The sequence below is a fragment of the Streptomyces sp. AB3(2024) genome, from assembly GCF_041862025.1.
In the GTDB taxonomy this organism is placed as follows: Bacteria; Actinomycetota; Actinomycetes; order Streptomycetales; family Streptomycetaceae; genus Streptomyces.
The window spans coordinates 1-23,933 of the sequence record NZ_JBGWAB010000123.1; the positions used below are offsets into that span (position 1 = coordinate 1).

Annotated in this window: 26 protein-coding genes and 1 pseudogene; 12 read left to right on the plus strand and 15 right to left on the minus strand. The window is 74.4% G+C overall.

Annotated features, from left to right (window positions below):
• From ACEPPI_RS32705 to ACEPPI_RS32720, 4 genes are all read left to right on the plus strand, one after another.
• A partial coding sequence (locus tag ACEPPI_RS32705; protein ID WP_373918882.1) for an FtsX-like permease family protein occupies positions 1 to 528 on the plus strand: 528 nt, incomplete at its 5' end.
• Positions 529 to 650: 122 nt separating this feature from the next.
• Complete coding sequence (locus ACEPPI_RS32710) at positions 651 to 3,329, plus strand: hypothetical protein (protein ID WP_373918883.1); 2,679 nt, start codon at positions 651 to 653, stop codon at positions 3,327 to 3,329.
• On the plus strand, positions 3,326 to 4,354 hold the full coding sequence (locus tag ACEPPI_RS32715; RefSeq protein ID WP_373918884.1) for an ABC transporter ATP-binding protein: 1,029 nt from the start codon (positions 3,326 to 3,328) through the stop codon (positions 4,352 to 4,354). Before ACEPPI_RS32710 ends, ACEPPI_RS32715 begins: the two co-directional genes overlap by 4 nt.
• Positions 4,355 to 4,465: 111 nt before the next feature.
• Entirely contained in the window at positions 4,466 to 5,932 is a 1,467-nt protein-coding gene (locus ACEPPI_RS32720) for a condensation domain-containing protein (protein ID WP_373918885.1), read from the plus strand.
• Here ACEPPI_RS32720 and ACEPPI_RS32725 read toward each other — a convergent pair.
• A complete protein-coding gene (locus ACEPPI_RS32725) occupies positions 5,922 to 7,157 on the minus strand; it encodes an RNA polymerase sigma factor (protein WP_373918906.1) in 1,236 nt (411 codons plus the stop codon). The two genes, ACEPPI_RS32720 and ACEPPI_RS32725, sit on opposite strands and share 11 nt — an antisense overlap.
• A gap of 67 nt (positions 7,158 to 7,224) precedes the next feature.
• On the minus strand, positions 7,225 to 7,581 hold the full coding sequence (locus ACEPPI_RS32730) for a YciI family protein (protein WP_373918886.1): 357 nt from the start codon (positions 7,579 to 7,581) through the stop codon (positions 7,225 to 7,227).
• Positions 7,582 to 7,794: 213 nt separating this feature from the next.
• On the opposite strand from ACEPPI_RS32730, the gene ACEPPI_RS32735 reads away from it, so the two are divergent.
• Entirely contained in the window at positions 7,795 to 8,178 is a 384-nt protein-coding gene (locus tag ACEPPI_RS32735) for a hypothetical protein (protein WP_373918888.1), read from the plus strand.
• A 15-nt stretch (positions 8,179 to 8,193) separates the two neighbouring features.
• Here the strand turns inward: ACEPPI_RS32735 and ACEPPI_RS32740 are convergent, their stop codons facing one another.
• From ACEPPI_RS32740 to ACEPPI_RS32765, 6 genes are all read right to left on the minus strand, one after another.
• Entirely contained in the window at positions 8,194 to 8,964 is a 771-nt protein-coding gene (locus ACEPPI_RS32740) for a hypothetical protein (RefSeq protein WP_373918907.1), read from the minus strand.
• On the minus strand, positions 8,948 to 10,177 hold the full coding sequence (locus tag ACEPPI_RS32745) for a hypothetical protein (RefSeq protein ID WP_373918908.1): 1,230 nt from the start codon (positions 10,175 to 10,177) through the stop codon (positions 8,948 to 8,950). Before ACEPPI_RS32745 ends, ACEPPI_RS32740 begins: the two co-directional genes overlap by 17 nt.
• A 351-nt stretch (positions 10,178 to 10,528) precedes the next feature.
• Positions 10,529 to 10,798 (minus strand): hypothetical protein, encoded by a 270-nt coding sequence (locus ACEPPI_RS32750; protein WP_373918889.1) that lies wholly within the window; start codon positions 10,796 to 10,798, stop codon positions 10,529 to 10,531.
• 50 nt (positions 10,799 to 10,848) lie between these two features.
• Positions 10,849 to 11,760 (minus strand): Dyp-type peroxidase, encoded by a 912-nt coding sequence (locus tag ACEPPI_RS32755; RefSeq protein WP_373918909.1) that lies wholly within the window; start codon positions 11,758 to 11,760, stop codon positions 10,849 to 10,851.
• On the minus strand, positions 11,754 to 11,939 hold the full coding sequence (locus ACEPPI_RS32760; RefSeq protein WP_373918890.1) for a hypothetical protein: 186 nt from the start codon (positions 11,937 to 11,939) through the stop codon (positions 11,754 to 11,756). The genes ACEPPI_RS32755 and ACEPPI_RS32760 overlap by 7 nt, the downstream gene beginning before the upstream one ends.
• The gene (locus ACEPPI_RS32765) at positions 11,936 to 12,577 is read right to left on the minus strand and encodes a molybdopterin-dependent oxidoreductase (protein WP_373918891.1); all 642 of its coding nucleotides are present in this window, start codon (positions 12,575 to 12,577) and stop codon (positions 11,936 to 11,938) included. The genes ACEPPI_RS32760 and ACEPPI_RS32765 overlap by 4 nt, the downstream gene beginning before the upstream one ends.
• 241 nt (positions 12,578 to 12,818) lie before the next feature.
• On the opposite strand from ACEPPI_RS32765, the gene ACEPPI_RS32770 reads away from it, so the two are divergent.
• The 5 genes from ACEPPI_RS32770 to ACEPPI_RS32790 all read left to right on the plus strand — a co-directional run bounded on the left by ACEPPI_RS32770 (position 12,819) and on the right by ACEPPI_RS32790 (position 15,744).
• Complete coding sequence (locus ACEPPI_RS32770) at positions 12,819 to 13,157, plus strand: thioredoxin family protein (RefSeq protein ID WP_373918892.1); 339 nt, start codon at positions 12,819 to 12,821, stop codon at positions 13,155 to 13,157.
• A gap of 143 nt (positions 13,158 to 13,300) precedes the next feature.
• A complete protein-coding gene (locus tag ACEPPI_RS32775; RefSeq protein ID WP_373918894.1) occupies positions 13,301 to 14,488 on the plus strand; it encodes a cytochrome P450 in 1,188 nt (395 codons plus the stop codon).
• A 5-nt stretch (positions 14,489 to 14,493) separates the two neighbouring features.
• Positions 14,494 to 14,688: a ferredoxin gene (locus ACEPPI_RS32780; RefSeq protein ID WP_373918911.1), complete on the plus strand. Its 195-nt coding sequence runs from the start codon at positions 14,494 to 14,496 to the stop codon at positions 14,686 to 14,688.
• An 88-nt stretch (positions 14,689 to 14,776) separates the two neighbouring features.
• Positions 14,777 to 15,130: a DUF1304 domain-containing protein gene (locus ACEPPI_RS32785; protein WP_373918895.1), complete on the plus strand. Its 354-nt coding sequence runs from the start codon at positions 14,777 to 14,779 to the stop codon at positions 15,128 to 15,130.
• Positions 15,127 to 15,744, plus strand: coding sequence for a TetR/AcrR family transcriptional regulator (locus ACEPPI_RS32790; protein ID WP_373918896.1), 618 nt, complete (start codon positions 15,127 to 15,129; stop codon positions 15,742 to 15,744). Before ACEPPI_RS32785 ends, ACEPPI_RS32790 begins: the two co-directional genes overlap by 4 nt.
• Before the next feature lie 42 nt (positions 15,745 to 15,786).
• On the opposite strand, the gene ACEPPI_RS32795 is transcribed toward ACEPPI_RS32790, so the two are convergent.
• Positions 15,787 to 15,990 carry a cold-shock protein gene (locus tag ACEPPI_RS32795; RefSeq protein WP_373918897.1) on the minus strand — a complete coding sequence of 68 codons (204 nt, stop codon included), beginning with the start codon at positions 15,988 to 15,990 and terminating at the stop codon, positions 15,787 to 15,789.
• A 392-nt stretch (positions 15,991 to 16,382) separates the two neighbouring features.
• Here ACEPPI_RS32795 and ACEPPI_RS32800 point away from each other — a divergent pair, with 392 nt between their 5' ends.
• Complete coding sequence (locus ACEPPI_RS32800; RefSeq protein ID WP_373918898.1) at positions 16,383 to 17,891, plus strand: DEAD/DEAH box helicase; 1,509 nt, start codon at positions 16,383 to 16,385, stop codon at positions 17,889 to 17,891.
• Positions 17,892 to 17,944: 53 nt separating this feature from the next.
• On the opposite strand, the gene ACEPPI_RS32805 is transcribed toward ACEPPI_RS32800, so the two are convergent.
• From ACEPPI_RS32805 to ACEPPI_RS32830, 6 genes are all read right to left on the minus strand, one after another.
• A complete protein-coding gene (locus ACEPPI_RS32805) occupies positions 17,945 to 18,874 on the minus strand; it encodes a class I SAM-dependent methyltransferase (protein ID WP_373918900.1) in 930 nt (309 codons plus the stop codon).
• Between the two features lie 142 nt (positions 18,875 to 19,016).
• Positions 19,017 to 19,943 carry a TIGR04222 domain-containing membrane protein gene (locus tag ACEPPI_RS32810; RefSeq protein WP_373918901.1) on the minus strand — a complete coding sequence of 309 codons (927 nt, stop codon included), beginning with the start codon at positions 19,941 to 19,943 and terminating at the stop codon, positions 19,017 to 19,019.
• Positions 19,944 to 20,020: 77 nt separating this feature from the next.
• Entirely contained in the window at positions 20,021 to 20,635 is a 615-nt protein-coding gene (locus ACEPPI_RS32815; RefSeq protein WP_373918902.1) for a hypothetical protein, read from the minus strand.
• Between the two features lie 133 nt (positions 20,636 to 20,768).
• On the minus strand, positions 20,769 to 21,503 hold the full coding sequence (locus ACEPPI_RS32820) for an SDR family oxidoreductase (protein WP_373918903.1): 735 nt from the start codon (positions 21,501 to 21,503) through the stop codon (positions 20,769 to 20,771).
• Positions 21,504 to 21,677: 174 nt separating this feature from the next.
• On the minus strand, positions 21,678 to 22,196 hold the full coding sequence (locus ACEPPI_RS32825; RefSeq protein ID WP_373918904.1) for an SRPBCC family protein: 519 nt from the start codon (positions 22,194 to 22,196) through the stop codon (positions 21,678 to 21,680).
• 51 nt (positions 22,197 to 22,247) lie between these two features.
• On the minus strand, positions 22,248 to 23,255 hold the full coding sequence (locus tag ACEPPI_RS32830; protein WP_373918905.1) for an NUDIX domain-containing protein: 1,008 nt from the start codon (positions 23,253 to 23,255) through the stop codon (positions 22,248 to 22,250).
• Positions 23,256 to 23,622: 367 nt separating this feature from the next.
• Between ACEPPI_RS32830 and ACEPPI_RS32835 the strand changes: the two are divergent.
• Positions 23,623 to 23,933, plus strand: a pseudogene (locus ACEPPI_RS32835) (hypothetical protein); the annotation flags it as partial.

Consider the following 23,933-nt stretch of genomic DNA (forward strand, 5'->3'; position numbering starts at 1 on the left):
CGGGCCGCCGCCGCCCTGCGCGCGGGCGCCGGCTCGCAGAAGGCGGTGCTGCGCGAGGAGGTGGCCGGCGCGCTGCTCCGGGACCCGCTGAGCGCGGGCCCGCAGGCCGCGCTGGCGGCCCTGGCGGTGGCGTGCGCGGTGCTCGCCGCCATCGGCTTCGCCGCCTCGGCGGCGGCCTCGGGGCGGGAACGGGCCAGGGAGCACTCGATCCTCTCGGCCCTCGGTGCCTCGCGGCCCCGGCTCGCCGGGACGGCCGCCGCCGAGGGCTGCCTGCTGGTGGGCCTAGGAACGGCCGTCGGCGTGGGCCTGGGCGCTGCGATCGTCCACCTGGTGGTGCCGCTGACGGTCCTGACACCGGCCGCGCGGCGGCCGGTGCCCGGAGTCGTGGTGGACCTGCCGACCACCCAGACGCTGCTGCTGGCCCTCGCGGTCGCGGCGGTGCCCCTGCTGTCGGCGGTGCTCGGCGGCCGGGGCGGGCGGACCAACCGAGCTGCAGCCGCGCGGCTGCGGTACGTGGAGGAGATGTGACCACCCCGCCCCCCGGTCCCGAGGGCACCCCGCCCCCCGACCGGACCACCCCCGCCCCACCCGCCGGACGCACCCCCCGGCCCCCGGCCCGCGCCCCGCGAGGTGGGCGCGGTGCGGCCTGGGTGTACACGCGGCTCCGGGCGATGCCCCTGGCCGCGGGACTCGCCGCGGCGCTGGCCTTCGTCGCCGTACTGCTGGCGGCCGCCCTGCCCCGGGCCCTGGACCGGGGTGCCGATGACGCGGTGCGCTCGTACCTGAAGCAGCAGGGACCGGGCCCGACCAGCCTGTACGCCGGTGCCCGCACCCTCCCCGGCCCGAACACCCCGCAGTCGCTGGACTCCGTCCTGGCGGACCTGCTCGCGCGTACCGGTCCGGGAACCGGTATCGACCTGGCGGCGAGCGGCCCGGTCCACGGCACCGTCACGGTCACCCCGCAGTCCTTGGCCAACACCGAGCTCAAGATGATGCCGGGCGATCCCCCGCCGCCCACCAAGCTGAAACTCCTCCACCTGCCCCGGGTGACCTCCCACGCCCGGATCGTGGAGGGCCGCTGGCCCGGCGGCGCACCCGCGGGCGCCCCCGTGCCCGTCGCCCTCGCGAAGAGCGCGGCCGAGACGCTGGACGCCCGGATCGGCACGGTCCTGAAGACCCAGTCCGCCGTGGGGGCCCCCTTCCTCGCGGAGATCGTGGGGCTCTACGCCGCCGACGATCCCACGGACGTGTACTGGGACGGCCTGCCCTGCCCCACCGCCGCCTGCCTGACGCCCACCTGGCGGGTCACCGCCCTGGTGGGAGCCGAAGGTGTCGAGCGGCTCGGCGAATGGGGCGGCACCGTACGGGACTTCTGGCGGCTCCCCCTGGACACCGGCAAGGTCCGCGCCGACCGGCTGCCCGGCACGTCCGCCGCCGTGGCCTCGTACCTGGCCGGGCCCACCGCGGCGGGCCTGCGGGAGAGCACCGGGCGCGCGGAGCTGCAGGTCACCTCCGAACTGCCGCGGCTGTTCGCCCAGGCGCAGGCCCGTCAGCAGGCCGCCGCCCCGCTCGCCGCCCTCGGCCCCGCCGGACTGGCCGGGGAGGCCCTGGTGGTGCTGTGCCTGGCGGCGGGGCTCGGCGCGGACCGCCGTACGGCCGAACTGCTGCTGTTGCGCGCGCGGGGCGCCTCGCGCCGCGGCATCGTCCGCAGGCTCCTCGCGGAGGGCGCGGTCACCGTACTGCCGGCCGCCGCGCTCGCCACCGCCCTGGCCTTCGTGCTGCTGCCGGCCCCCCGGCCGGGACCTGCCCTGATCGCTGCCGGGGCCGTCACCCTGCTCGCACTGCTGGCCTTCCCCGTACGGGCCTTCGTACTGCTGTCGGGACCGGGCGGGCGGGCCCCGCGCCGACGGCTGGTGGCGGAGCTGCTCGTGCTCGCCGCCACCGTGGCCGCCGTGGTCGAGGTCAACCGCCGCGGGGTCGCCCCCGCCGGAACGGGCCTGGACCCGCTGCTGGTCGCCGCCCCGCTGCTGCTGGCCCTGTGCGGGGGCCTGCTGCTGGCCCGGCTGCTGCCCGTGCTGGTACGGGTCCTGTCCCACGCGGCCGGACGCGGCCGGGGGCTGGTCGCCTTCCTGGGCCTGGCCCGTGCGGCCCGCGGTGGCGGCGGCGGGTCCCGGCCGTCGGTGCTGCCGCTGATCGCGCTGCTGCTGGCCGTGACCACGGGCGGCTTCGGGGCCACCGTCCTGGCCTCCGTGGACACCTCGCGGCAGCAGGTGGCGCGGGCCGCGATCGGCGGTGACGCCCAGGTCGCGGCGCCGCCGCTGGGCACGGTCCCGGAGGAGTTCACGAAGGCGGCCTCCAAACTGCCCGGCGTACGGACCTCCGTCCCGGCCTGGGTCGACAACTGGGGGTTCCTCCTCGACACCCAGCAGGGCTCCACCCAGGTCACGGTGGTCGTCGCGGACCCGGTCACGTACGCGGAACTGTCCCGGACAGTGGGCCGGGGGCGGTTCGACCCGGGCCTGCTGGCCGGCGGGGGCGGCGCCGACGCCCCGCTGCCCGCGCTGTTCGGCAAGGGCCTGGCCGCGCGGATCACCGGCGGCGGTGTCCGGGAACTGCGCTTCAGCGATGACAAGACCCTGCCGGTGCGGGCTGCCGGCGTGATCGACGGCACGCCCGCACTGGCCGGCGCCGCCGCGAACGTGGTGGTGCTCCCCTCCGGGCCGACGGCGGCCCGCCTGCCGCGGACGGGGCAGGCCACTCACTGGTTCGCCCTCGGCGCGGTCGAGGAGGGCTCGCTGCGCGCACTTCTCGGCTCCACCGTCCCGAAGGGCCAGGCCGACGCGTACATGGTGCGCACCGGCTCCGCGGGGGCCGCCGCCCTCGCCGCCGACCCCCTCCAGGCCTCGGCGGCCCGGCTGTTCTGGGGCTCCCTCGCCGGGGTGGCGGCCTTCGCGGTGCTGTCCGTGCTCCTGAACCTGGTACGGGCCGCTCCCGAACGGGCCGCCCTGCTGGCCCGGTTGCGGACCATGGGGTTGCGACCCCGGCAGGGCCTGGCGCTGATCCTGGCGGAGTCGCTGCCCCAGGCCCTGACGGCAACCCTCGGCGGCGGCCTGGTCGCGGTGGCGGCCGTCGCCCTGCTGGGTCCGTCCGTGGACCTGTCCACGCTGGTCGGCTCGGCCGTGCCCACGGGCGTACGGCTCGCCACGTGGCCCGTGCTCGCGCAGGCACTGGGCCTGGCCGCCCTGCTTGTGCTGACCGTGGTCGCCGAGGCGGCGATATCGGGCCGGCGCCAGATCACCACCGAGTTGAGAGCGGGAGACCCACGTTGAACAGCGAAGCGCCCACCTACGAGGAGCTGCGGAGCGCGGCGCTGGCCGCCGCGGCGCCGCGGACCCGCTCCGAGGGCACCGCCATCGCCTGCGACCGCCTCGTACGCATCTTCACCTCGGCCGGGGTCGAGGTGCAGGCCCTGCAGGGACTGGAACTGACGGTGGCCCAGGGCGATCTGGTGGCCCTGGTCGGCGCCTCCGGAAGCGGCAAGTCGACCCTGCTGAACATCCTGGCGGGCCTGGACGTGCCCACCGCCGGCACGGCTTCGGTGGGCGGCTACGACCTGCTGGAGATGTCCGCGCGGGAGCGGCTGCGCTACCGGCGCGAGACGGTGGGCTTCGTCTGGCAGCAGACGGTGAAGAACCTGATGCCGTTCCTGACGGTCACTCAGAACATCGCCCTGCCGATGCAGTTGAAGGGCGGAGGCCGTCGGGGAGGGGCGGCCGCCCGGCGGGCCGAGCGCGTCGGCCGGCTGCTGGAGGCCCTGGAGATCGGCGAACTCGCGGACCGCCGACCGGACGAGCTCTCCGGCGGCCAGCAGCAGCGCGTGGCCATCGCCGTGGGCATGGCCAACGAGCCGGCGGTGCTGCTCGCGGACGAACCGACGGGCGAACTGGACTCGGAGACCGGCGCCGCCGTCTTCGAGGCGTTCCGCACCGTCAACCGGGAGTTGGGCGCGACGGTGGTCATCGTGACCCACGACCCGATGGTGGCGGGCGAGGTCCGCCGTACGGTGGCGATCCGCGACGGCCGCACCAGCAGTGAGGTGTTGCGCCGGACGGTCACCGACGAGCACGGTACGGAGTCGGTCAGCGAGCGCGAGTACGTGATGCTGGACCGCACCGGCCGGGTGCAGCTGCCGCAGAAGTTCCTGGAGGCGCTGGGCATGGAGCACCGGGTCGCGGTCGACCGGGCGTCCGACCACATCGAGGTCCGCCGCGACGACGCGGACGACCCCGACGCCCCGGACGGCCCGCGCGACGGGGGCGTCCCGGACGCCGGCGCGGGGCCCGCCGCGCCGTAGGACGGCCCCTCCCGCCCGCCCCCGGACCGGTCATCGGGGTGCGGGCGTCACTTCCGTGGTCCGGGTGTCGTTAGGCGCTCGGGGTTGACCCGGGGGCGAAGGGATGACGGAATGCGGCAGTTTCCTCTGGAGTTGCGCCACGTGGCGCCGGGACGCGTGGTCGAGTGGCGGTTGCGGTCGACGGCCGTGCCGGCCGACGCGGACGGGGGTGACCCGGCGGGCAGAAGGGCCTCGTTCAACCAGGACAAGCACTTCACCGTCGCCGAGGAGAGCCGCGGCGCCGACGACCCCGTCGCGTCGTGGCTGGCCATCACCTTCGAGGTCGAGGGCGCGCTCGACGAAGCGGCCCTCGCCCAGGCGCTGCTGGGCTTCGTCCGGCGCCACGAGGTGCTGCGCTGCGAGTTCCGGCGGCTGGCCGGTGAGCTGGCGTGCGAACCCCTGGCTCCCGGGGAACTGTCCCTGGAGGCCGAGCACGTGGCCTCGTTCGACTCGGCGGAGCGGCTGCGCGCGTTCCTGGTGGAGCGTTTCAAGCGCAGCATCGACACCCTGTCGTGGCCGCTGTTCACCATGGGTGCGGTGCTGCGCCCGGACTCCGCCACCGTGTACCTCGCCTTCGACCACATCGTCTGCGACGGCATGTCGATGCCGATCGTGGTCCGTGAGGTGATGACGGCGTACGAGGCGCTGCGGCGCGGCGGGGAAGGGGACCTGCCGGCGGTTCCCAGCTACCTCGACTTCGCCGAGGAGCAGCGCCGCCGCTACCTCTCCATCGACGCCGACGACGAGCGCCTGGGCTACTGGAAGTCCTTCATCGCCCGCAACGGGGAGTTCTTCCCCCGCTTCCCCCTGGACCTGGGCGTGGAGCCGGACCGGATGTACCCGATCGTCAACGAGGCCTCGTCGCTGCTGGATCCGGCCGAGGCCGAGGTGTTCGAGAAGACCTGTCTGCAAGTGGGCGCGAAGCCGTTCATGGGGCTGCTCGGTTCGGTCGCCGTCTGTCTGCGGGACGCCGGCGGTCCGGGCGTCTACCGGGGGTTCATGCCGGTGAGCGAGCGCGGGCGCGGTTCCTGGAACGACGCGGTGGGCTGGTTCGTCAACACCATGCCGATCGAGTTCGACGCCTCCCCCGGCAGGGACTTCGCGCAGGTGATGGGGGCGGTCCGGGCGGGCTTCGGCGAGATGATCGCCCATATCGACGTGCCGTTCGTGCGGGCCTGGGAGCTGCTGGCGCCCGAGGAGTTCGCGGCCCGTTCCTGGCCGTACCCGGTGAACTTCTTCTCGTACATCGACATGCGCAAGTGCCGGGGAGCGGAGCGCCACCACGAGTGGCGGCCCGCCACCCACGTGTGGTCGGCGCGCGCCAACGGGGCCTGCTCGTGGTTCCAGCGGGACGCGGACGGACTGCACATGAACTCCCTCTACGTGGACACGGTGCCCGCCCGCCGCACGATGGGCGACTTCCAGGACGCGCTGCGCGAGACCGTGCGGAGCGTCGCCCGTACGGGCGGTTTCCGCCGGCCGGGCCGACTCGCCGGGCCGCGGCGGTCCGCGGAGCAGGCGGCCCCGCTCAGGGCCTGACCCGCGGGAGTGCCGCGGCGCGGGCGAGCAGCAGGTCCCGTTCGCGGACGTTGCGGGTGAGGGCGGCCGCCCTCTCGAACTCGGCGCGGGCCTCCGGCCCGCGTCCGAGCCGCTCCAGCAGGTCCCCCCGTACGCTCGGCAGCAGGTGGTAGGAGCGCAGGGCGGGCTCGTCGGCGAGGGCGTCGACCAGCGGCAGGGCCGCCGCGGGGCCCTCGGCCATGGATACGGCGACGGCCCGGTTCAGTTCGACGACCGGTGAGGGGACCAGGCGGACGAGCCGTCCGTAGAGGGCGGCGATGGCGGCCCAGTCGGTGTCCTCGTAGCGGACGGCCGCCGCGTGGCATCCGGCGATGGCTGCCTGGAGGGAGTACGGGCCGGTGCCCGCGCGGTGCAGGGCGTCGACGCCGCGCCGGATCAGGAGCCGGTTCCAGCGGGCCCGGTTCTGGTCGGCGAGCAGCACCGGCTCCCCGTCGGGGCCGGTGCGGGTGGGGGTCCTGGAGGTCTGGAACTCCAGGAGCGCGCAGAGTCCGTGGACCTCGGGCTCCTTCGGCATGAGGGCGGTCAGCACCCGTGCCAGGCGCAGGGCGTCCTCGCAGAGGGCGGGCCGCACGAGGTCGTCGCCGGCGGTGGCCGAGTAGCCCTCGTTGAAGATCAGGTAGATGACTTCGAGGACGGAGGCGAGCCGCTGTTCGCGGTCGGCGCCGTACGGGACCTCGAAGGGCACCCCGGCCTTGGCCAGGGCCCGCTTGGCCCGGACGATGCGCTGGGCGACGGTGGGTTCGGAGGCCAGGAAGGCGCGGGCGATCTCCTGGGTGGTGAGGCCGCCCACCAGGCGCAGGGTGAGCGCGATCCGGGCGTCGGTGGCCAGGACCGGATGGCAGGCGGTGAAGACGAGGCGCAGCAGGTCGTCGTCGATGTCGTCCGGGGCCGCGGGCTCGGCGGGCGGGGGCACGTCCTCCAGGGTGCGGCCGACCTCCGCGAGCTTGCGCGCGTAGGTCTCCCTGCGGCGGACGAGGTCGACCGCCCGGTGCTTGGCGGTGGCCATCAGCCAGGCACCGGGCCGGTCGGGGACTCCGGAGAGCGGCCACTGTTCGAGGGCGGCGACCAGGGCGTCCTGGGCGAGTTCCTCGGCGATGCCGACGTCCCGCACGATGCGGGTGACGCCGGCGATGATCCGCGCGGACTCGATCCTGAACACCGCTTCGACCGCCTGGGCCGTACTCACTGCCGTCACGGCCACCCATCAGAGCAGCCGTGACGGACCGGGGCAAACGCGGGGCGGGCGCGGAGCGTCACATCTCCTGGACCTGGCGGAGTTCGGCGCCGACGTGCCAGCTGGTGGGGTGGATCGACAGGAACCGCTTGGTCCATTCCAGTGCCTCGGCCTTGTCCTTGCACTGGAGGAGGGCGTAGCCGCCGACGACCTCCTTGGTCTCGGTGAAGGGCCCGTCGGTGAAGCTGAGCTTCCCCCCGGACCAGTCGACCCGGGTGCCCTCGGAGGTGGGGAGCAGCCCGGCGGTGTCGAGCATGACCCCGGCCTTGGTGATCTCCTCCATCAGGGCGCCCATCCGCTCCTGGAAGTCCGCGGGGAAGCCGTCGGTGGGCAGGTTCTGCTCGTCGATGCGGATCAGGCTCAGGAAACGCGGCATGGTGACTCCTCGGTCGGGAGGGCGGGGCCGTTCCCCGCCTCTCACCCCTGCGTCGAACGGGAGGCGCCCGGATCGACAGCTCCGGGGAAAATTCTTCGGAGAATTCCGGAGGGCGGCCACCCGGCGGCCACCGGGAGGACGGCCCGGACCCGTATCCACCGGGGCTACTGCCGAGTAGGATCGCGGCCCCAGGCCCCTCCGAGAGGACTCCCGATGCCCCGCACCCCCTCGTCGCCGATCCTGCTCGCAGGCCTCCTGGCCGGGGCGGCGGTGGCCCACGCGGCCCTGCCGGAGCAGTTCGACGCGATCGTGCCCCGGGCCCTGCCGGGGACCCCGCGCCAGTGGACGTACGCGAGCGGTGCGGCCGAGCTGGCGCTGGCCGCCGGGGTCGCCCATCCGCGCACCCGCCGGGTGGCGGCGCTGGCGACGGCGGCGTTCTTCGTCGGCGTGTTCCCGGCGAACGTGAAGATGGCCGCGGACGCCCGCCGGCGCTCGCCGGCCCTGCGGGCGGTGGCCGTCGCCCGGCTCCCGCTCCAGGTCCCCCTGGTGCTGTGGGCGCGGAGCGTGAGCCGCTCGGGCAAGGAAGGTTGCGCGTGAGCCGCCCGCGAGAGGTCAGACGGGCGGCATCAGATCGCTCTCGCTGATGGTGTACGTCAGCGGGGGGTAGACGAAGTCCGTCTCGTGGTTCTCGCGGCGCCGCAGTCGGTAGAACTCGCGCCTCTGCTCGTCGTCGCCCGATATGAGGCGCTCTCCCCGCGGGAGGTACGCGTGTCCGTCGCGAAACCGAACGAAGGTCTTTGACGTTCGGAACGTGACGCCCAGCCATGGGTCGTCCTCCGACCGGACGGGGGCGTCCGCCACGATCTTGTGCCTGAGTCGCCGGTTCGTGTCGACGGAAAAGACGACGACACTGGTGTGGGCGAGGGGAATCTCGAACTTCTCGTCACCGGACCCCTTTGATTCGAAGATCAGCTTCCTCGGCGGGCTCTCTTCGGGATGCCGGTAGCAGGAGAAGACGGCGATGAACGACCCGTCGGCAAGATCGAGGGCCTGGTCGCAATGGCTGCCCATGGTCCGGTAGGCGTTCGTGTAGTTCTCGATGAGAGCGTTGTTGAAGCCGACCGAAAGCGCCGCACGTTCTTGGATCCGTCGCGCCAGCCGTTCGTGCACCGCCCGGAAACGCTGCGCCGGACTGCCGTATCGGGTGGTGGTACGCACGAGGGGCACACCGCCCGTCTCGTCGACCCTGGTGAGCGTGGCGCCTCGCCGGCCCTTCCCCAGGTCTTCCCAACGAGCCGATGCGGACAGCTCCTCGAAGGGGTTCTCCTCGGTCGGCACGGCACACGAGAGGATCTCGTCCGAGATCCTAGACCCGGGGGGCAACATAATCTCCCGTGTTCATGCTGAAGAGGAACGCGTCGCCGTAGTCGATGAAGGACGAGGTCCTGTTCTCCTCGGCGTACAGCCTGCGCAGCTCGTCCATGCCCGCCGCCGTGGGCGGCCCCAGCCGCACCGGGTCTCCGGCCGTTTTGAGGAACGTCTGGCCGTTCTTGTGAACGGCTTCGGTGCTCGAACAGCGCACCACGTACCCCAGGCGGGTCGGAAGCAGTACCGCGTCCAATCCCGAGGGCCGGATTTCGTGCGTGTACAGGCGGTTGACGGACAGCGGCATGAAGAACACCGAGCCGGGATGGAGGGTCAGCGTGAACTGCGGGGGGAGCGCGACCCCGTCGCTTTCCCCGAGCGGCTCCTTGAGGCGAAAGTGGAGTCTGGTCAGCCCGCTGACACCCTTGACACCGTAGTCGAAGGCGTCGTCGGCCAGGGGCCGCAGCCCGTCGAGCCCGTCGTAGAAGGTGCAGAAGGCCATGATGCCGTTGACGGGCATGTCCTTCGTCTTGTCGGCGTGGGCCGAGATCTTCGCCTTGGACTGCTTGCGCTCGGCCGTCGCGAGGGTGTTGTGGTAGATCTGTGCGAGGACGTGATTCAGCGGTGCCTGGTTCCGGAAGACGGCGGCGGCCTCGCGGTTCAGCGCCTCGACGATGCCCGTGTCGGTCGGGCCGAAGCCCTCGGTCGGCCCCGAGAGGTTCGTGGAACACCGGAGCAGGCGGAAATGCAGTTCGTCACCGTCGCGCGTGACGGGCGTCAGATAGATTCCGCTGCGATGGGCGGTTCCGGGCTTGGTGGACTCCGTCAGGGACTGGAACGCGTGCTCCGCACGGATCCGTCCGAAGTGATCGGCGCCGAGGCCGAAGAAGCGGCGGTAGTACACGCCGGCACCGTGCACGCGGAGGGGAACCCGGCCGAGGCCGACTGGGGTCCACGGCCCGTCGGCGTCCTCGCGGTAACCGCGTGACAGCTCCCGGATGACGAACACCCGCGCCGCCGCACGCAGTTGGCGGCCACTGATCCCGGATACGTCGCCACACAGGTAGACGGTCTTGCGCGCGAGGTCGGACGAACCGGAGGCGAGGTCTTCCGGCGTGATCGTGGACCCGAAGAATTCCCTGATCACGTCATCGTCGTGCAATGCCGAAGGCGCGACCAGGATGTTGCCGGCATCCTCGATGCGGGCTTCCGCCGGCTCTGTCGCGTCCATCAAACCGTACCCGCCCTTCGCACTGGGACCCCTCCCCGTCCACGACGTCCACAGATCTTGGTGGATCGCTCGAAACCGTGGACATGGCAACGGCCCGCACTCTTTCGCTCGCGTTGCGATGCGCGAACGATGGGAGACGGACCGTTGAACTTCGATGATCTCACGGGGCTTGACGGCGGGCAACGGGTTCTGCTGTACGGGCGGTGCGCGGAGCCGCTCGGCGAGGTCGCGGGTGCGGCCGTCGATCCGTCCGCGTCCGGCGCATCCGAAGGGTGGGCCGTGGCGGAAGAGACGGGCAGGGCCCCCGGTCACACGTCGGCGGATCGGGGGCCCGTCCCTGTGCCCCGCGCCCTACCGGCTGTCGCCCGTCCAGTCCCAGTGGTCCGCGTCGCCGGGCCGGCGGCGGTAGTGGGCCCGCCCGCCCGGCCCGTAGCGCCCTATCTCGGTGGGCAGCCGGGCCTCCTCGGCCAGCCGGCGCCCGGTCCAGCCGGTGACGTCGAGGAGCAGCCCGTCGAGGGGGCCGCCGACGAGTTCGCCGTAGCTGTGGCCCGGTCGCGGGCCCGGGTCGGGGTCGTCGTGGTCGCCGCCGTAGACCCGGCGCCGCAGCATCCTGTCGTCCATGGGGCCAGCTTCACAGGCGGCACTGACAATCCCGTCCGGAGCGGGCCGGTTCAGCCTTCCAGCAGCGACTGCCCGACCCACTCCCCCCGGCGCGGCCCCCGCGCCGCGACGAACAGGGCGGACGCCTCGTGGACGACGTAGCGGGCGAGGGCGTCACCCCGGGCGAGCCGGTGCTGGACGGGGACGAAGCCGGTGCGCGGGTCGGACTGCCAGGCCACGAAGAGCATCCCGGCGTCGGGGGCCCCGTCGGGGCGCCGGCCGTCGTAGTGGGACCAGCCGCGCCGCAGCATCGTCGCGCCGGAGTTGCCCTTCGGCGCGGCCGGCCGGATGTGGGCGTTGGCCGCGATGACGGGGACGCCGTCGGGGCGGGCGGCGTCCAGGTCCACCGGGGTGCGCTCGGTACCGCCGGTCAGCGGCGCCCCGTCGGCCACGCGCCGCCCGATGGCCTCCTCGCGGTGGTGCTCGGGCAGGCCCTCCCAGTGGTCGAGGAGCATCCGGATCCGGCGGACGACGACGTACGAGCCCCCGCGCAGCCAGCCGGGCGCGTCCGGGCCCTCGACGAGGATCCGGGCCCGCCGGTCCGGGTCGGCGGCCGGGGCCGGGTTGGCGGTGCCGTCGATCTGGCCCATGAGGTTGCGGTGGGTCGCCGCCGCGCTCCCGATGCCGGGCGGCCGGGTGAAGCCGGCCATCTCCCAGCGGGTGGCCGCCCCGCCCCGGGCCGGCCCCAGCCCGACGCGCTCGAAGAAGCCGGCCCCGAAGCCGAAGGTGACGGTCAGCGAGGCGGGTCCGCCGCCGAGGGCGACCCCGGTGTCGGCGGCGGTGTCGCCGGGCGCTTCCCCCCGGCTCATCCGCTCGGCCGCCGCGGTCCAGGCGCGCAGCAGGGTGGCGGCCCGCGCCCGGTTGGCGCCGGGGGCCAGGTCCAGGGCGGCGAGGTGGGCGTAGGGCTGGCGCGGGGTCAGGATCCCGGCCTGGTGGGGCCGTGGAAGGGGACCGGGGCGGACGGGGCGGGCGGGCCGGCGGGGGCGCGTACCGCCATGTCACCCGCCGCCAGGGCCGCGCCGCCCGCCGCGAGGGCGGCGAGTCCCCCGGCGCCGAGGAGGGCCCGGCGCCGCGGAGTCCGGTCCGGGGGGCCGGACGTCACTTCACACAGTCGACCAGCGGGTCGACCACCCCGACCCACATCCCGTTCAGCTCGGAGACGTACCGGCCGCCCTTGGTGTCCCGCGGCACGACGAGCCGGGGCCCGGCGGCGTCGTCGAAGGCCACGCCGTCCTCGGAGACCGCGAGGAGCACCTGGCTCTTCGCGAAGGCGGGGTCGATCTCGGCCCAGGCGAAGGCGGCGCGGTAGTCGCCGCCGCCGGTGGCGGACACGAACCCGCGCAGAGCGCCGTTCTTCTTGTTCTGGTCGAAGCACGGCCCGGCCCGCTTGAGGACCTCGTTCAGCGGGACGCCCTGGTAGGTGTGCTCCTGTTCCCCCTTGGCGCTGGTGAACTTCACCGAGGCCGAGGTCTGCGGCAGCCCGCGCAGGTCGGCGAGGGTGAGGGTGTACGGCTTGCCGACCTCGCCGGCCACGCGCACCTCACCGGGCGCGAGGGGCTTCGCGGAGACCGCCGCGGACGGCGGGGCGGAGGAGCCCGCGGGGGCGGAGGCCGCCGGCGCCGCTTTCGCGTCCGGCGTCCCGCCGTCGCCCTGACCGCATCCGGCGAGCAGCAGCGCGCCCGCCGCGACGGCGGCCGCGGCCACCGCCGCTCTGCCCCGAGTACCGCGCTCCGTCGTCATGTCAGATCCCTCCAGACCCACTGGCCCCCCGTGCGCACATGCAGGGAATTCCAGTTCCTTTCGCCGTGAATGCCGTGCGAAAACTCCAGGAGAAGCCGCAGGTGCAAGGCGGCGTGGCGGCCACTCTGGAGCATCCACCGGGAAGCCCCGTCCCGGCGGGCTCCGACGTCCGCGCGCCTTGTCGGAACCACCACAGCACTAGGCTGACGGTCCCGCAGACAAGCGATCAAGGAGCACACCCATGGCCCGTCGGGTACACCGGCCACTGGAGGACGAGGAGTTCGACTTCATCGTCGGCATGACCGAGGGCCCGGTCCTCGTCTGCTTCACCGGCACCTGGCCGAAGGCCGTCGAGGCCTGCCGGGTGATGGAGGACCTCCTCGCGGAGCTGGCGCAGGAGTACGGGAGCCGCCTGACCGCCATCCGCGCCGACATCACCCGCTGCCCGGGGCCGGTGCTCCGCTACGGGGTGACCGGCGCCCCCACCGTCGTCCTGCTGCGGTCCGGGGAAGCGGTGGCGACGCACGCCGGCCCGCTGACGGGGGACGAGTTCCGGACGTTCCTCGACGCCCACCTCTGAGCCGACGCCCCCGGCGGGGCCGGGAACGCGCGCCCGGGTGAACCCGGGCAGACTGGCCGAAAGTGGCATAGGTGAGATAGGTGCCTCAGGCATGTAATGGAGTCCGGCGAGACGGAACCATCCCTTGCGAGGTGTTGCTTTCCATGTCCGATGCCGTTGCCTTCCCCCAGGACCGGACCTGCCCCTACCATCCGCCGGCCGCCTACGAGCCCCTCCGGGAGGCGCGACCCCTCTCCCGGGTCACCCTCTTCGACGGGCGCTCCGTATGGGTGGTCACCGGCCACGCGCAGGCGCGCGCCCTGCTCTCCGATCCGCGCCTGTCCACGGACCGCACGAAGGAGTCCTTCCCCGCGCCCACCCGGCGGTTCAAGGGGCTGCAGAACCGGCGCACCGCCCTGCTCGGGGTGGACGATCCGGAGCACAACGCGCAGCGCCGGATGCTGATCCCGAGCTTCTCGGTCAAGCGCACGGCGGCCCTGCGGCCCAGGATCCAGGAGACCGTGGACCGGCTGATCGACGAGATGGTGGCGGCCGGGCCGCGCGCCGAGCTGGTCGGCGCCTTCGCCCTGCCGGTGCCCTCCACGGTGATCTGCGCACTGCTCGGCGTCCCCTACGAGGACCACGAGTTCTTCGAGGCCCAGTCGCGCAGGCTGCTGCGCGGCCCCGAGCCCTCCGATGTCGAGGACGCCCGCCACGAGCTCGACACCTACCTGGAGGCGCTGATCCGGCGCAAGCGCACCGATCCGGGTGACGGGCTGCTGGACGAACTCGTCACCCAACGCCTGGAGACCGGCGAGACCGACATCGAGGAACTGGTCTCCCTTGCCGCGATCCTGCTGATCGCGGGCCACGAGACCACCGCGAACATGATCTCGCTCGGCACCTTCACCCTGCTGCGCCATCCGGAGCAGCTGGCCGAGCTGCGGGCCGACCCCTCGCTGATGTCGGAGGCGGTGGAGGAGCTGATGCGTTTCCTGTCCATCGCCGACGGCATGCTGCGGGTCGCCACCGAGGAGATCCGGATCGGCGGGGTCACCATCCTGCCGGACGACGGGGTGGTCTTCTCCACCTCGGTCATCAACCGCGACGACGCGGTGTTCCCGGAACCGGACGCCCTCGACTGGCACCGGCCGGCCCGGCACCACCTGGCCTTCGGCTTCGGCATCCACCAGTGCCTCGGCCAGAACCTGGCCCGCGCGGAGATGGAGATCGCGCTGGGGACCCTGTTCCGGCGCCTGCCGGGCCTGCGGCTGGCGGCCGAGCCGGACCGGATCCCGTTCAAGCCCGGGGACACCATCCAGGGCATGGTCGAACTCCCCGTGGCCTGGTGAGCGGCGTGCGGATCTCGGTCGACCAGGGCCGCTGCATCGGCGCCGGCCAGTGCGCGCTGACCGCGCCCCAGGTGTTCACCCAGGACGACGACGGGCTCGGCGAGGTGCTGCCGGGACGGGAGGACGGACACGGCAGCGCCCTCGTACGGGAGGCCGCGCGGGCCTGCCCCGTCTCGGCGATCACCGTGGGAGAGGGCTGACGGACCGGCCGGGCGCGGCGGCGAGTTCCTGTACAGTTGTCCAGGAAATCGGATCCCGACATCGGATCCCGAGACGGAGGGAGGGGCCGTGCACACGGTCGCTCAGGTCCTGGTCGGCGTCGTCGCCGCGCTCCACGCCTATTTCCTGGTCCTGGAGATGTTCCTGTGGCAGCGGCCACCGGGGCGCGCCCTGTCCGGCTTCGACGCGGACACGGCCCGGCTCACCGCGCCGCTCGCCGCCAATCAGGGCCTCTACAACGGCTTCCTGGCCGCCGGCCTGGTGTGGGGGCTGGTCACCGGCGCCCTGGACACGCAGGTCTTCTTCCTGATCTGCGTGATCGTCGCGGGGGTGTACGGGGCCGCCACCGCCAACCGCCGGATCCTCGTGGCCCAGGCCCTGCCCGGCGCGCTCGCCGTGGGCGCCACGCTGCTCGCCGCGTGAGCGGCCCGCGCGTCGGGGACCCCCGCACCGCCCGGACCAAGGCGCGGCTGCGCGAGGCCCTGCTCGCCGAGTGCGGCGCCGGGCGGGAGCTCGCCGAGGTCACCGTCTCGGCCGTGGTCCGCCGGGCGGGGGTCGGCCGGGCGACGTTCTACCTGCACTACGAGGACCTCCCCGCGCTGGCCGTCGACGCCTGCGCCGACGTCGTGCACGCGGCGGTGGACGCCCTGCACGCCTGGCAGACCGACCGGGCGGCGCGTCCCCCGGCCCGGCCCCCGGCCGCCCTCGCGGGATTCCTGTCCGCCGCCGAGGGCCACGCGGCCCTGTACCGGACACTGCTCCTGCCGGGCGGCGGCGGCCCGCTCGGCGAGCGCCTGCACCGGGAGCTGCGCGCGCGGGCCCGTGCCGAACGGGTCGCGGTCGGCGCGCCGAACCCGGACCTGGTGGCCTCGGCGGTGGCGGCCGCCTTCACCGGCGTCCTCGCGGACTGGCTGCACGGCCTGATCCCGGCGGACCCCGCGGAGACGGCCGCCGGCCCCGCGTCCCCCGGCGCCCTCGCGGACCGGATCTGGACCCTGCTGCTGGCCCTCCACCGCGCGGGAGCCCCCGCCGGATGACCGGCGGGGGCTCCTGTCACGGGCTGGGCTCGCGAAGCGGTGTCAGAGCGTGACCACCCGTTCGGCCTGGGGGCCCTTGGGGCCCTGGGTGACGTCGTACTCGACCTTCGCGCCCTCGGCCAGCTCCTTGAAGCCGGTCGTCTGGATGGCGGAGAAGTGCACGAACACGTCGGGGCCGCCGTCGTCCTGCTGGATGAAGCCGAACCCCTTCTCCGAGTTGAACCACTTCACGGTGCCTGTTGCCATCTGGCTGATCCTTCTCAACGTTCCACTCGGGCCGCACGTGCGGCCGTCTCGATACTGCCCACCCGTCACGCCGGCCACACTCCGAGCGCGGCCATCCGGGGGGGTGACCCGGATGGTCACGTGCTGCGGTCCGCGGCGGGCAAGGACGCCGCGGACCGAGGAGCCGGGCCCATCACGCCGAGGTCTGCGGCGACGCACCCGGCCCCGCGGCTCCGTAGGTCCCGACTGGTAAAATGGGCGGGAAACTTCAGGCGCGGGGCGCTTTGGCCCGATGCGGACACGTACGACGAGCCGGGGCCGTACCGAGGGGTACGGGCCCGGCTCGTCGCCGTTCACGGTCCCGTCCGCCCTCCGCGCCCGTCCCCTCCCGCTCTCTCCACGGAAGGTTCTGCATGAAGAACCCGTCAGCTCATGGGCGTTTCGGCATCAAGGCCGGAGCGAAGGCAGGCTCCAAGCCGGGAACCAAGCACGGCGGCGGCAAGACGCCCCGGACCCTCGGTCCGCAGGGCGAGTTCGCCATGCCCCGCACCGGTACCCCGGCACTGCCCCCGGTGGCCTCGTTCGACGAACTCGGCCTGCCCCCTGAGCTGGTGTCGACCCTGGCCGAGCAGGAGGTGCGCGAGCCGTTCCCGATCCAGGCGGCGACCCTGCCCAACTCCCTCACGGGCCGTGACATCCTCGGCCGCGGCCGTACCGGCTCCGGCAAGACCCTCGCCTTCGGCCTGGCCCTGCTGGCCCGTACGGCGGGACAGCAGGCGGACCCGAAGCGGCCGCTCGCCCTGGTCCTCGTACCGACGCGCGAGCTGGCGCAGCAGGTCACCGAGGCGCTGGACCCGTACGCGCGGGCCCTGAAGCTGCGCATGGCCACGGTCGTCGGCGGGCTCTCGATCGGCCGCCAGTCGGGCGCCCTGCGCACCGGCGTGGAGGTGGTCGTCGCCACCCCCGGGCGGCTGAGCGACCTGGTCGGACGGCGTGACGTGCACCTGGAGCGGGTGCGGATCACGGTGCTGGACGAGGCCGACCAGATGTGCGACATGGGGTTCATGCCCCAGGTCACCGAGATCCTGGACCAGGTCCACCACGCCGGACAGCGGATGCTGTTCTCCGCCACCCTGGACCGCAACGTCGACCAGCTGGTGCGCCGCTACCTCAAGGACCCGGTCTCGCACTCGGTGGACCCGCAGTCGGCCTCGGTCGGCACGATGGACCACCACGTGCTGCACATCCACGCGGCGGACAAGGTCTCGGCGGCGACCGAGATCGCCGCGCGCGAGGGCCGGGTGCTGATGTTCCTGGACACCAAGCACGGCGTCGACCAGTTCGTGAAGCACCTGCGGGCCATGGGCGTACGGGCGGAGGGGCTGCACAGCGGCAAGTCCCAGCCGCAGCGCACCCGGACCCTGGGGCAGTTCAAGGACGGTCTGGTCACGGTCCTGGTCGCCACCAACGTGGCCGCCCGCGGCATCCACATCGACGACCTCGACCTCGTGGTCAACGTGGACCCGCCGGCCGACAGCAAGGACTACCTGCACCGCGGCGGCCGGACCGCGCGGGCCGGCGAGTCCGGCAAGGTGGTCACCCTGATCACGCCCAACCAGCGGCGTGACATCACGCGGCTGATGGCCGACGCCAAGATCCGGCCCACCATCACCCAGGTGCGCTCCGGCGAGGCGGCGCTGAGCCGGATCACCGGTGCGAAGGCCCCCTCCGGCGTCCCGCTGGCCGGGGCCGCGCCGACCGACGCCAAGGGCCGGCCGAGCGGCACGGACCTCGGGTTCCGCGGGATCGGCACCCGCCCGGGCCGGCCCGGCAAGGGCAAGGAGTCCCGCAAGACCATCGAGGCGCGCCAGGCGGCCGAGGCCCGCCGCGCGGCCCGGGTCCGCAAGGGCCTGACGCCCTGACGTCACGGCGCCGGGCCCGCGGGGAGCGGGGCACGGCGCCGTACGTCCGGCTTTCAGCCCCGGCGGCGCCGTCGCCGGGCCACGATGGCACGGGTGAGCAGCGGCGGGAGCAGGTCCTTGGCCAGCCGGCGCCAGCTGACCGGCCTCGCCGGCCGCGGAGCGGCGGGCGGCGCCGCGACGGGCTCGGCGGGCGCGCGCAGCAGCTTCGGCGCGGGCGGCGCCACCACGCCCTCGTCGCCTATGCGCACCAGCGGGTGCCCGGCCACCACGTCCACGCCGTGCCACAGGTCCGTGCGGCCTTCCAGCCAGGCCAGCAGCGCCGACTGCTGCGGCAGGGGGTCGCCCCAGGTCGCGTAGAGCTTCGAGGCGGAGACCGCGATCACGCGCAGTCCCTCGCCGGCCACCGCCGCCCAGACCGCGGCGGCGACGCCGGGACAGTGGGCGGCGCGGTAGTCGTCGAAGACCACGACGGCGTCGGGGGTGGCGACCAGGCGCGAGGAGGCGATGTCCTGGACCACGTGCTCGTGCAGGTGGGAGGCGTCGACGTGGACGAAACGGCAGCTGCCGGGGCGCACCCGGTCCGCGACCACCGAGGTCGGGGCCTGGATGACGGTCGGCAGGGACGGGTGGAAGGCCAGGTAGTTCGTCTCGAACCCGCGGCGCGTGAGGGTGGGGTAGGAGTCCCGCATCTCCGCCAGGTTGAAGTCGTCGGGCGCGGGCGAGTCGAAGAGGTCGCAGACCGTGAACTCCTCGCCCTCCCGCAGGTATCCGGCGAGGAAGATCGCGCTCTTGCCCAGGAACGCACCCAGTTCGAGGATGTCGCCCGACGCTTCGGGGGTGTCGTTCTGGCGGTTCAGGAACCAGTCGAAGAGCACCTGGTCGTAGGCCGAGAACCAGCCCTTGACCTCGCTGAACGCGCGGGGCTCGGGCGGCGCGGGCTCTGCGTCGGGGGTGGTGACGGGAGCCTGTGAAACGTGCTGCACGGAGAGTCATCCTCCAGCGGAATGGCATCGGTCCAACGCTGTTACCCGGCCAGGTATGCCGAAGATAAACCCCCGAACGGCGGATGGCGAGCTTTTCGGTACTACGCCTTCCGCTCTCCCCGGCCGTGGATCCGGGCGGACCTCACAGACCTCCCCCGCATCCTCCGCACCCCGCGCAGCCGCCTCCGCAGCCCAGGCCCCCGAGGGCCGGCGGATCCGAGACCGTGTGGGCGGAGGTCTCCCGCGAGCCGTCCGGGGTGGATTTCGGACGGACCGGCGGTGGCGGTCCGTCCAGGGCCGTGGCCAGCTCCGCGAGCCGCCCGGTGGGAGTCACGCCCCGCAGGGCCGCGGCTGCGACGGTCGCCCGGATCCGGGTGGGCAGCTGGACGGACCGGGCCGGGCGCGGTTCCCAGGCGTCGTCGGCCAGGGTCGCGCGGTAGAGGGCGCGACCCGTCGGCGTGCCGTGCCCCAGGGCGTACCGGCGGGGACGCCGGGCGCGCGCCACCGCCCAGGCGCCGAGCGACAGCGCGAAGGCGACGAGCGGCCAGAGCGGTCCGTCCCCGTCGAGGACGGACCAGACGACGGCCCCGGCGCCCGCGCAGCCCACCGTCACCGCCGCTGCCGCTTCGAGGACCTCGGCCCGCCGGGCCCGCCCGGCGTACGCCTCGTCCACGGCCAGGCCCTGCGCGACCAGCCGGGCGACGACCCGGCCGACGGCGGGCGAGGCGGTGACCGCCGACCGGACCGCCCGGGCGCCGCGCGCGGGCCGGTTGCCGCGCGCCGCGAAGACCGCGGCCTCCACCTCCCCGCGGGGCCGCCCCGCGGGCGACACCCCGTAGGTGCCGACCACCGGGAGCCGGCCGTTGGCGTGGAGCAGCGCCATCGCGGTCTCGGCGACGGCACGCCGGCCGTCGCGCAGGTAGGCCACCTCGTAGACCGTCAGGGGTTCCCCGGCCCGGCGGGGTGTGCGGACCGGCGGGGAGGCCATCCGCCGGAAGGCCCGGATGCGCCAGGCGCAGGCCGCCCCCAGCAGCAGGACGGACGGAATGAAGAGGATGAACCGCCACATGCGTGCCCCCCCGGCGCCGGCTGCCTGAGGGTGAGTGTGAGGCAGGGTACGGGGTGCGGCAACACCCCGTACGGGCCCTATGCCGCGCTTCTGTGCAAGCGCTGGGCCGCCGTGTTGCGCACGCGACGGGTGCGTGCGGAAGCGGCGAGGAGGGTCAGGGCCTCGCGGGAGGCGAGGGAGCGGGCCGCCGTGTGCTGGCACCAGTCGGAAGCGGCGGCGAGTTCGGCGGGGTTCCAGTCGGTGCCCGCCTCGATCGCCTTGAGCAGGGTCCACTCGCGCAGCCTGCGGGCCGGGAAGGCATGGCCGTCCAGGACGGGGTACAGGGCACGGGCCCAGTCGGGGAACTCCGTGCCGGGCAGCAGCCTCGGCGCGCGGCGGTCGAGGTGGGTGACCACCGCGCTCTCGGCCATCACGGGGTCGGGGTCGCGCAGGACGGCCGCGACCGCCTCGGCCTCCCGCGGTCCTCCCGCCCGGGGGCCTCCCGCCACGGCGGCGACGGCGGCCAGCCGGTCGAGGTGCCGGGTGTAGCGCCACCGCCCGGGAACGGCCGCGTCCCGGGGCGCCTCCCGCGGGGCCTCCGCCGGATCCGCCGCGGGGCGACGGAGGGCCGGCCCGGTGCCCGCGGGCGCTGTGGCCGGGTACGCCGGACCGCCTCCCGGCGGCCGGCTCGTCTGGTGATCGCGTATCCCCATGCCTCCCATTCCACACGACCGGCGTGAACGGCAGGCGCCCAGGGGTACCCTCCGCGCCGGGAGCCCCGGAACCCCTGGGTTCAGGGGCTCCGGTGCTCCGGGGCTCCCGGCGCGGGGCGGGCGGCGCGCCGGCTCAGACCTGCTCGAAGTAGAACGCCTTGATGAAGCAGTCGCGGGGCTGTCCGACGGCGAAGAAGACGCAGTCCACCAGCGACTGGGCGGTCAGGGGGTCCTTCGCCGTGCGCGGGGCCGCCTCCCAGGCCTCCGACAGCGGATCGTGGTTGTCGAAGTCCGGCGGATAGAGGGAGATCACCCGGACGCCCCGGTCGCGGAGCCGGCGGGAGAGGGTCTCGGTGAACCCGGCCTGGGCGCTCTTGGCCGCGTAGAAGGAGTCGTGGGCGTCCGAGCGGTGGTGCCCCCGCTCCCCGCAGCCGGAGACCATGGTCACGATGTCCGGCACGTCCGACTTCAGGAGGAGCGGGAGGAAGGCCTTCGTCGCCAGGACGGTACCGGTGGCTCCGGAGGCGAGGGTCTCCACCACGTCCTCGTCGGATGCGGACAGCAGGTCCGTGCCGTGCTGGTAGCGGGATCCGTTGTTGACCAGGACGTCCACGTGGCCCGCGCGGGCGGCGACCGCCGCCGCGAAGCCCCGCACGGACGCCGGGTCCGTCAGGTCGCAGGCGTACGCGTGCACGCGGTCGGCGGCGTGGCCCTGGGCGAGGATCTCCTCACGGACCCGCGCCGCGGCTTCGGGGGTGCGGGCGGAGAGGTGGACCTCGGCGCCCCGCGCGGCGAAGCGCAGGGCCAGGGTCCGCCCGAAGTCCCGTCCTGCCGCGGTGATGACGACGCAGTGGTGTTCAAATGCCATGGCCGGCGCTCCGATCAAGGGTCGGATTCCATGATCGCAGTCCCCGCCGGGGGCGGTCCGGTCCGGACGGCGGGATCGAGGGCGGCCGGCCCCGCGCGAGCGCCCGCGCGCAGACGGGATCGCCCCCTCCCACCAGGGCCGGGCCGCCCGGGCGCGGCCCCGGCGGCCCGGGGGTCATGACCCGTACGACTCGTACCGGCCCGCCGCGTGACCCGGTTCGGGCAGCGGGGCACCGGTCTCCAGCAGGGTCTTCAGGCTGGAGGCGAGCATCGGCCAGGCCTGCGCGCACATGCCGATGAGGGTGCCTCCCGGGGTGAACCCCTCGTGGCGGACCGTCAGGCGGGCGAGGGCGTCACCGACCGGCTCGATCTCGTACGTCACCGTCGTGCGCGGCTCGGCCGCCAGCTCGGCGCGCAGCTCCTCGCCGATACCGACGGAGGCGGCCCACTGGGTGCTGAAGGTGTGCCAGGTGTAGGAGAGCCTGCGGTCCGGGACGCACTCCAGGACCACCTGGGCCGGGTCGCTGGTGCGGGCGCCGCGCTCGACCCAGTCCATGGGCGAGCCCACCGCCCAGTCCGTCTCGAAGCTCGGGCCCCAGTACCGGCGGGTGAGGGCCGGGTCGGTCAGGGCCTGCCAGACCCGGGCCGGATCGGCCTGGATGTAGAGGGTGTAGTCGATCACGCTGTCGTCCATGGCCCCATGCTGCGGGACCGGCCGCCGCCCGCGCGGGATTTGCAGGGGGCGTCACCAGCGCAGACCCTGTTCGGGCAGCTCCATGGGCGGGGTGCGGGGCGGGGCCGGGAGGGCGAGGCGGACGCGGGCCGCGTGCACCGAAGCGAGCTCCTCCCGGCCCGCCGGACCCCAGTCGCTGAGCTCGCGGACCTGCTCCGGGGTGGCCAGCAGCCGGGCGTACGCCGGGTCCCCGGCCGGCGCGAGGGCCGTCAGCCGGGCCGCCGTACGGGCCGAGGCGCCCCCGTCGGCGTAGCGGTGGCCGAGCGCGAGCGCCCCGGCGGTGGGTTCCGCCGCCGGGCCCGGCAGGTGCGCGGCGCCGGTGGCGCGGGCGATGAGCAGGAGCACCCGGCCGTCCGGGGCGAACAGCCAGCCGGAGCGTTCCCGTACCGGCAGGTGCGCGGGGAGCGGGCCGGGGTGCCAGGTGCCGTGCTGCGGGGTGCGGCGGGTGCGCAGGACGCCGAGCCGGTCGAGGTCGGTGGGGTTGGTGGGGCGGCCGTCCTCCAGCAGGGCGGGCCCGGAGCCGTTGATCCGGGCCCGCAGCGCGGACAGGGCGCGGCGGGCGTCGCCCGGGTCCATCAGGGCGGGCAGGTCGGCGGGCTCGGCGAAGTCGATGCCGGTGATCTCCCGGTCGGGCAGCCGGACGGAGCGGATCCGGTCCGGAGTCCAGGTGCCGCCGTCGTAGACGTGCAGGATCTCGCCGGGGAAGCGCATCTCGGGCGGGAAGCCGGGGGTGTCGGCGGGGATCCAGTCGACGGCGAGCCCGCGCGGGTAGTGGCCGTCGACGCCGAGCTCCTCGCGCACCTCACGGGCGGCGGCCGCCGCGGGCGACTCGCCGGCGTCCACCGCGCCGCCGGGCAGGAGCCGGTCGGAGCGATAGTCGACGCTCTGGACGAGGATCCGCCCGTCGGGGTCGGTGACGAGGACGACCGCTCCGGTCCAGAGGGCGGCGCGCGAGGCCCCGTACTCCTCCGGGGTCATCCAGGTGCCCGCGCGCTCGGGGTCGTCGGTCAGCTGGGGCATGGGAACTCCGTTCACCGTGGGTGGACCCGCCGCGTGTGCAACAGCGGGCGCGGCACCCGGGTTACGGCGGCGACCCCAGGAGCGGGCCGATCCGCTTTACCCTCCCCATACCTCTTTATTACCGGGTTATGTCGATCTTGCTACAGTGCGCCGTGCGGGCCGTCGGGGTGAAACCCGCTGGCCCGACCACGTAACCGGCCGGAAAGGCACGACAGCCGTACGACGCGCACCGCGTACGGAGAGCGCCGCGGCCCCCGGAGCGCGATGGCCGGCCGCGCGGCTCTCCGGGGGCGGGGCCGAGGGCGGTGCTCACCCGTCCGTGTGAAGGAGCGCGCCCGGCGGGGCTCCCGTGCGGCAGGGTGGGCGGATGCGTTCGCGCCGGGCCCTGCCGGGCCCCCCTGACCCGTCCGTCCGCCCGCCTGTCGGCCCGTCCCTGCCGCATGCCGTTCCCCCGCCCCTGCCCCTGGCCGTGCCCCTGCTCCTCGCCGTGCTGGCGCTGACCGCCGGGTGCGTGACCGTACGGCCCCCGGAACCCGCCGGGGCGCCCCGGATCGCCGAGGCCGCCCGGACCGCCCCGGCTCCGGCACGCCGCGCGGAGGTACGGGAACTGCCGCTGGGTCCGCTCCCGGAGGCTCCGCCCGCCCCGGCGGATCCCGGGCCCGGCGGGGCCGGAGCGGA

Bases quoted from the DNA above. Each gene is read 5' to 3' on its own strand.
- ACEPPI_RS32720 (WP_373918885.1), top strand. From the start codon at position 4,466: ATGCGGCAGTTTCCTCTGGAGTTGCGCCACGTGGCGCCGGGACGCGTG.
- ACEPPI_RS32730 (WP_373918886.1), bottom strand. From the start codon at position 7,581: ATGCCGCGTTTCCTGAGCCTGATCCGCATCGACGAGCAGAACCTGCCC.
- ACEPPI_RS32735 (WP_373918888.1), top strand. From the start codon at position 7,795: ATGCCCCGCACCCCCTCGTCGCCGATCCTGCTCGCAGGCCTCCTGGCC.
- ACEPPI_RS32745 (WP_373918908.1), bottom strand. From the start codon at position 10,177: ATGGACGCGACAGAGCCGGCGGAAGCCCGCATCGAGGATGCCGGCAAC.
- ACEPPI_RS32750 (WP_373918889.1), bottom strand. From the start codon at position 10,798: ATGGACGACAGGATGCTGCGGCGCCGGGTCTACGGCGGCGACCACGAC.
- ACEPPI_RS32765 (WP_373918891.1), bottom strand. From the start codon at position 12,577: ATGACGACGGAGCGCGGTACTCGGGGCAGAGCGGCGGTGGCCGCGGCC.
- ACEPPI_RS32770 (WP_373918892.1), top strand. From the start codon at position 12,819: ATGGCCCGTCGGGTACACCGGCCACTGGAGGACGAGGAGTTCGACTTC.
- ACEPPI_RS32775 (WP_373918894.1), top strand. From the start codon at position 13,301: ATGTCCGATGCCGTTGCCTTCCCCCAGGACCGGACCTGCCCCTACCAT.
- ACEPPI_RS32795 (WP_373918897.1), bottom strand. From the start codon at position 15,990: ATGGCAACAGGCACCGTGAAGTGGTTCAACTCGGAGAAGGGGTTCGGC.
- ACEPPI_RS32800 (WP_373918898.1), top strand. From the start codon at position 16,383: ATGAAGAACCCGTCAGCTCATGGGCGTTTCGGCATCAAGGCCGGAGCG.
- ACEPPI_RS32810 (WP_373918901.1), bottom strand. From the start codon at position 19,943: ATGTGGCGGTTCATCCTCTTCATTCCGTCCGTCCTGCTGCTGGGGGCG.
- ACEPPI_RS32815 (WP_373918902.1), bottom strand. From the start codon at position 20,635: ATGGGGATACGCGATCACCAGACGAGCCGGCCGCCGGGAGGCGGTCCG.
- ACEPPI_RS32820 (WP_373918903.1), bottom strand. From the start codon at position 21,503: ATGGCATTTGAACACCACTGCGTCGTCATCACCGCGGCAGGACGGGAC.
- ACEPPI_RS32825 (WP_373918904.1), bottom strand. From the start codon at position 22,196: ATGGACGACAGCGTGATCGACTACACCCTCTACATCCAGGCCGATCCG.
- ACEPPI_RS32830 (WP_373918905.1), bottom strand. From the start codon at position 23,255: ATGCCCCAGCTGACCGACGACCCCGAGCGCGCGGGCACCTGGATGACC.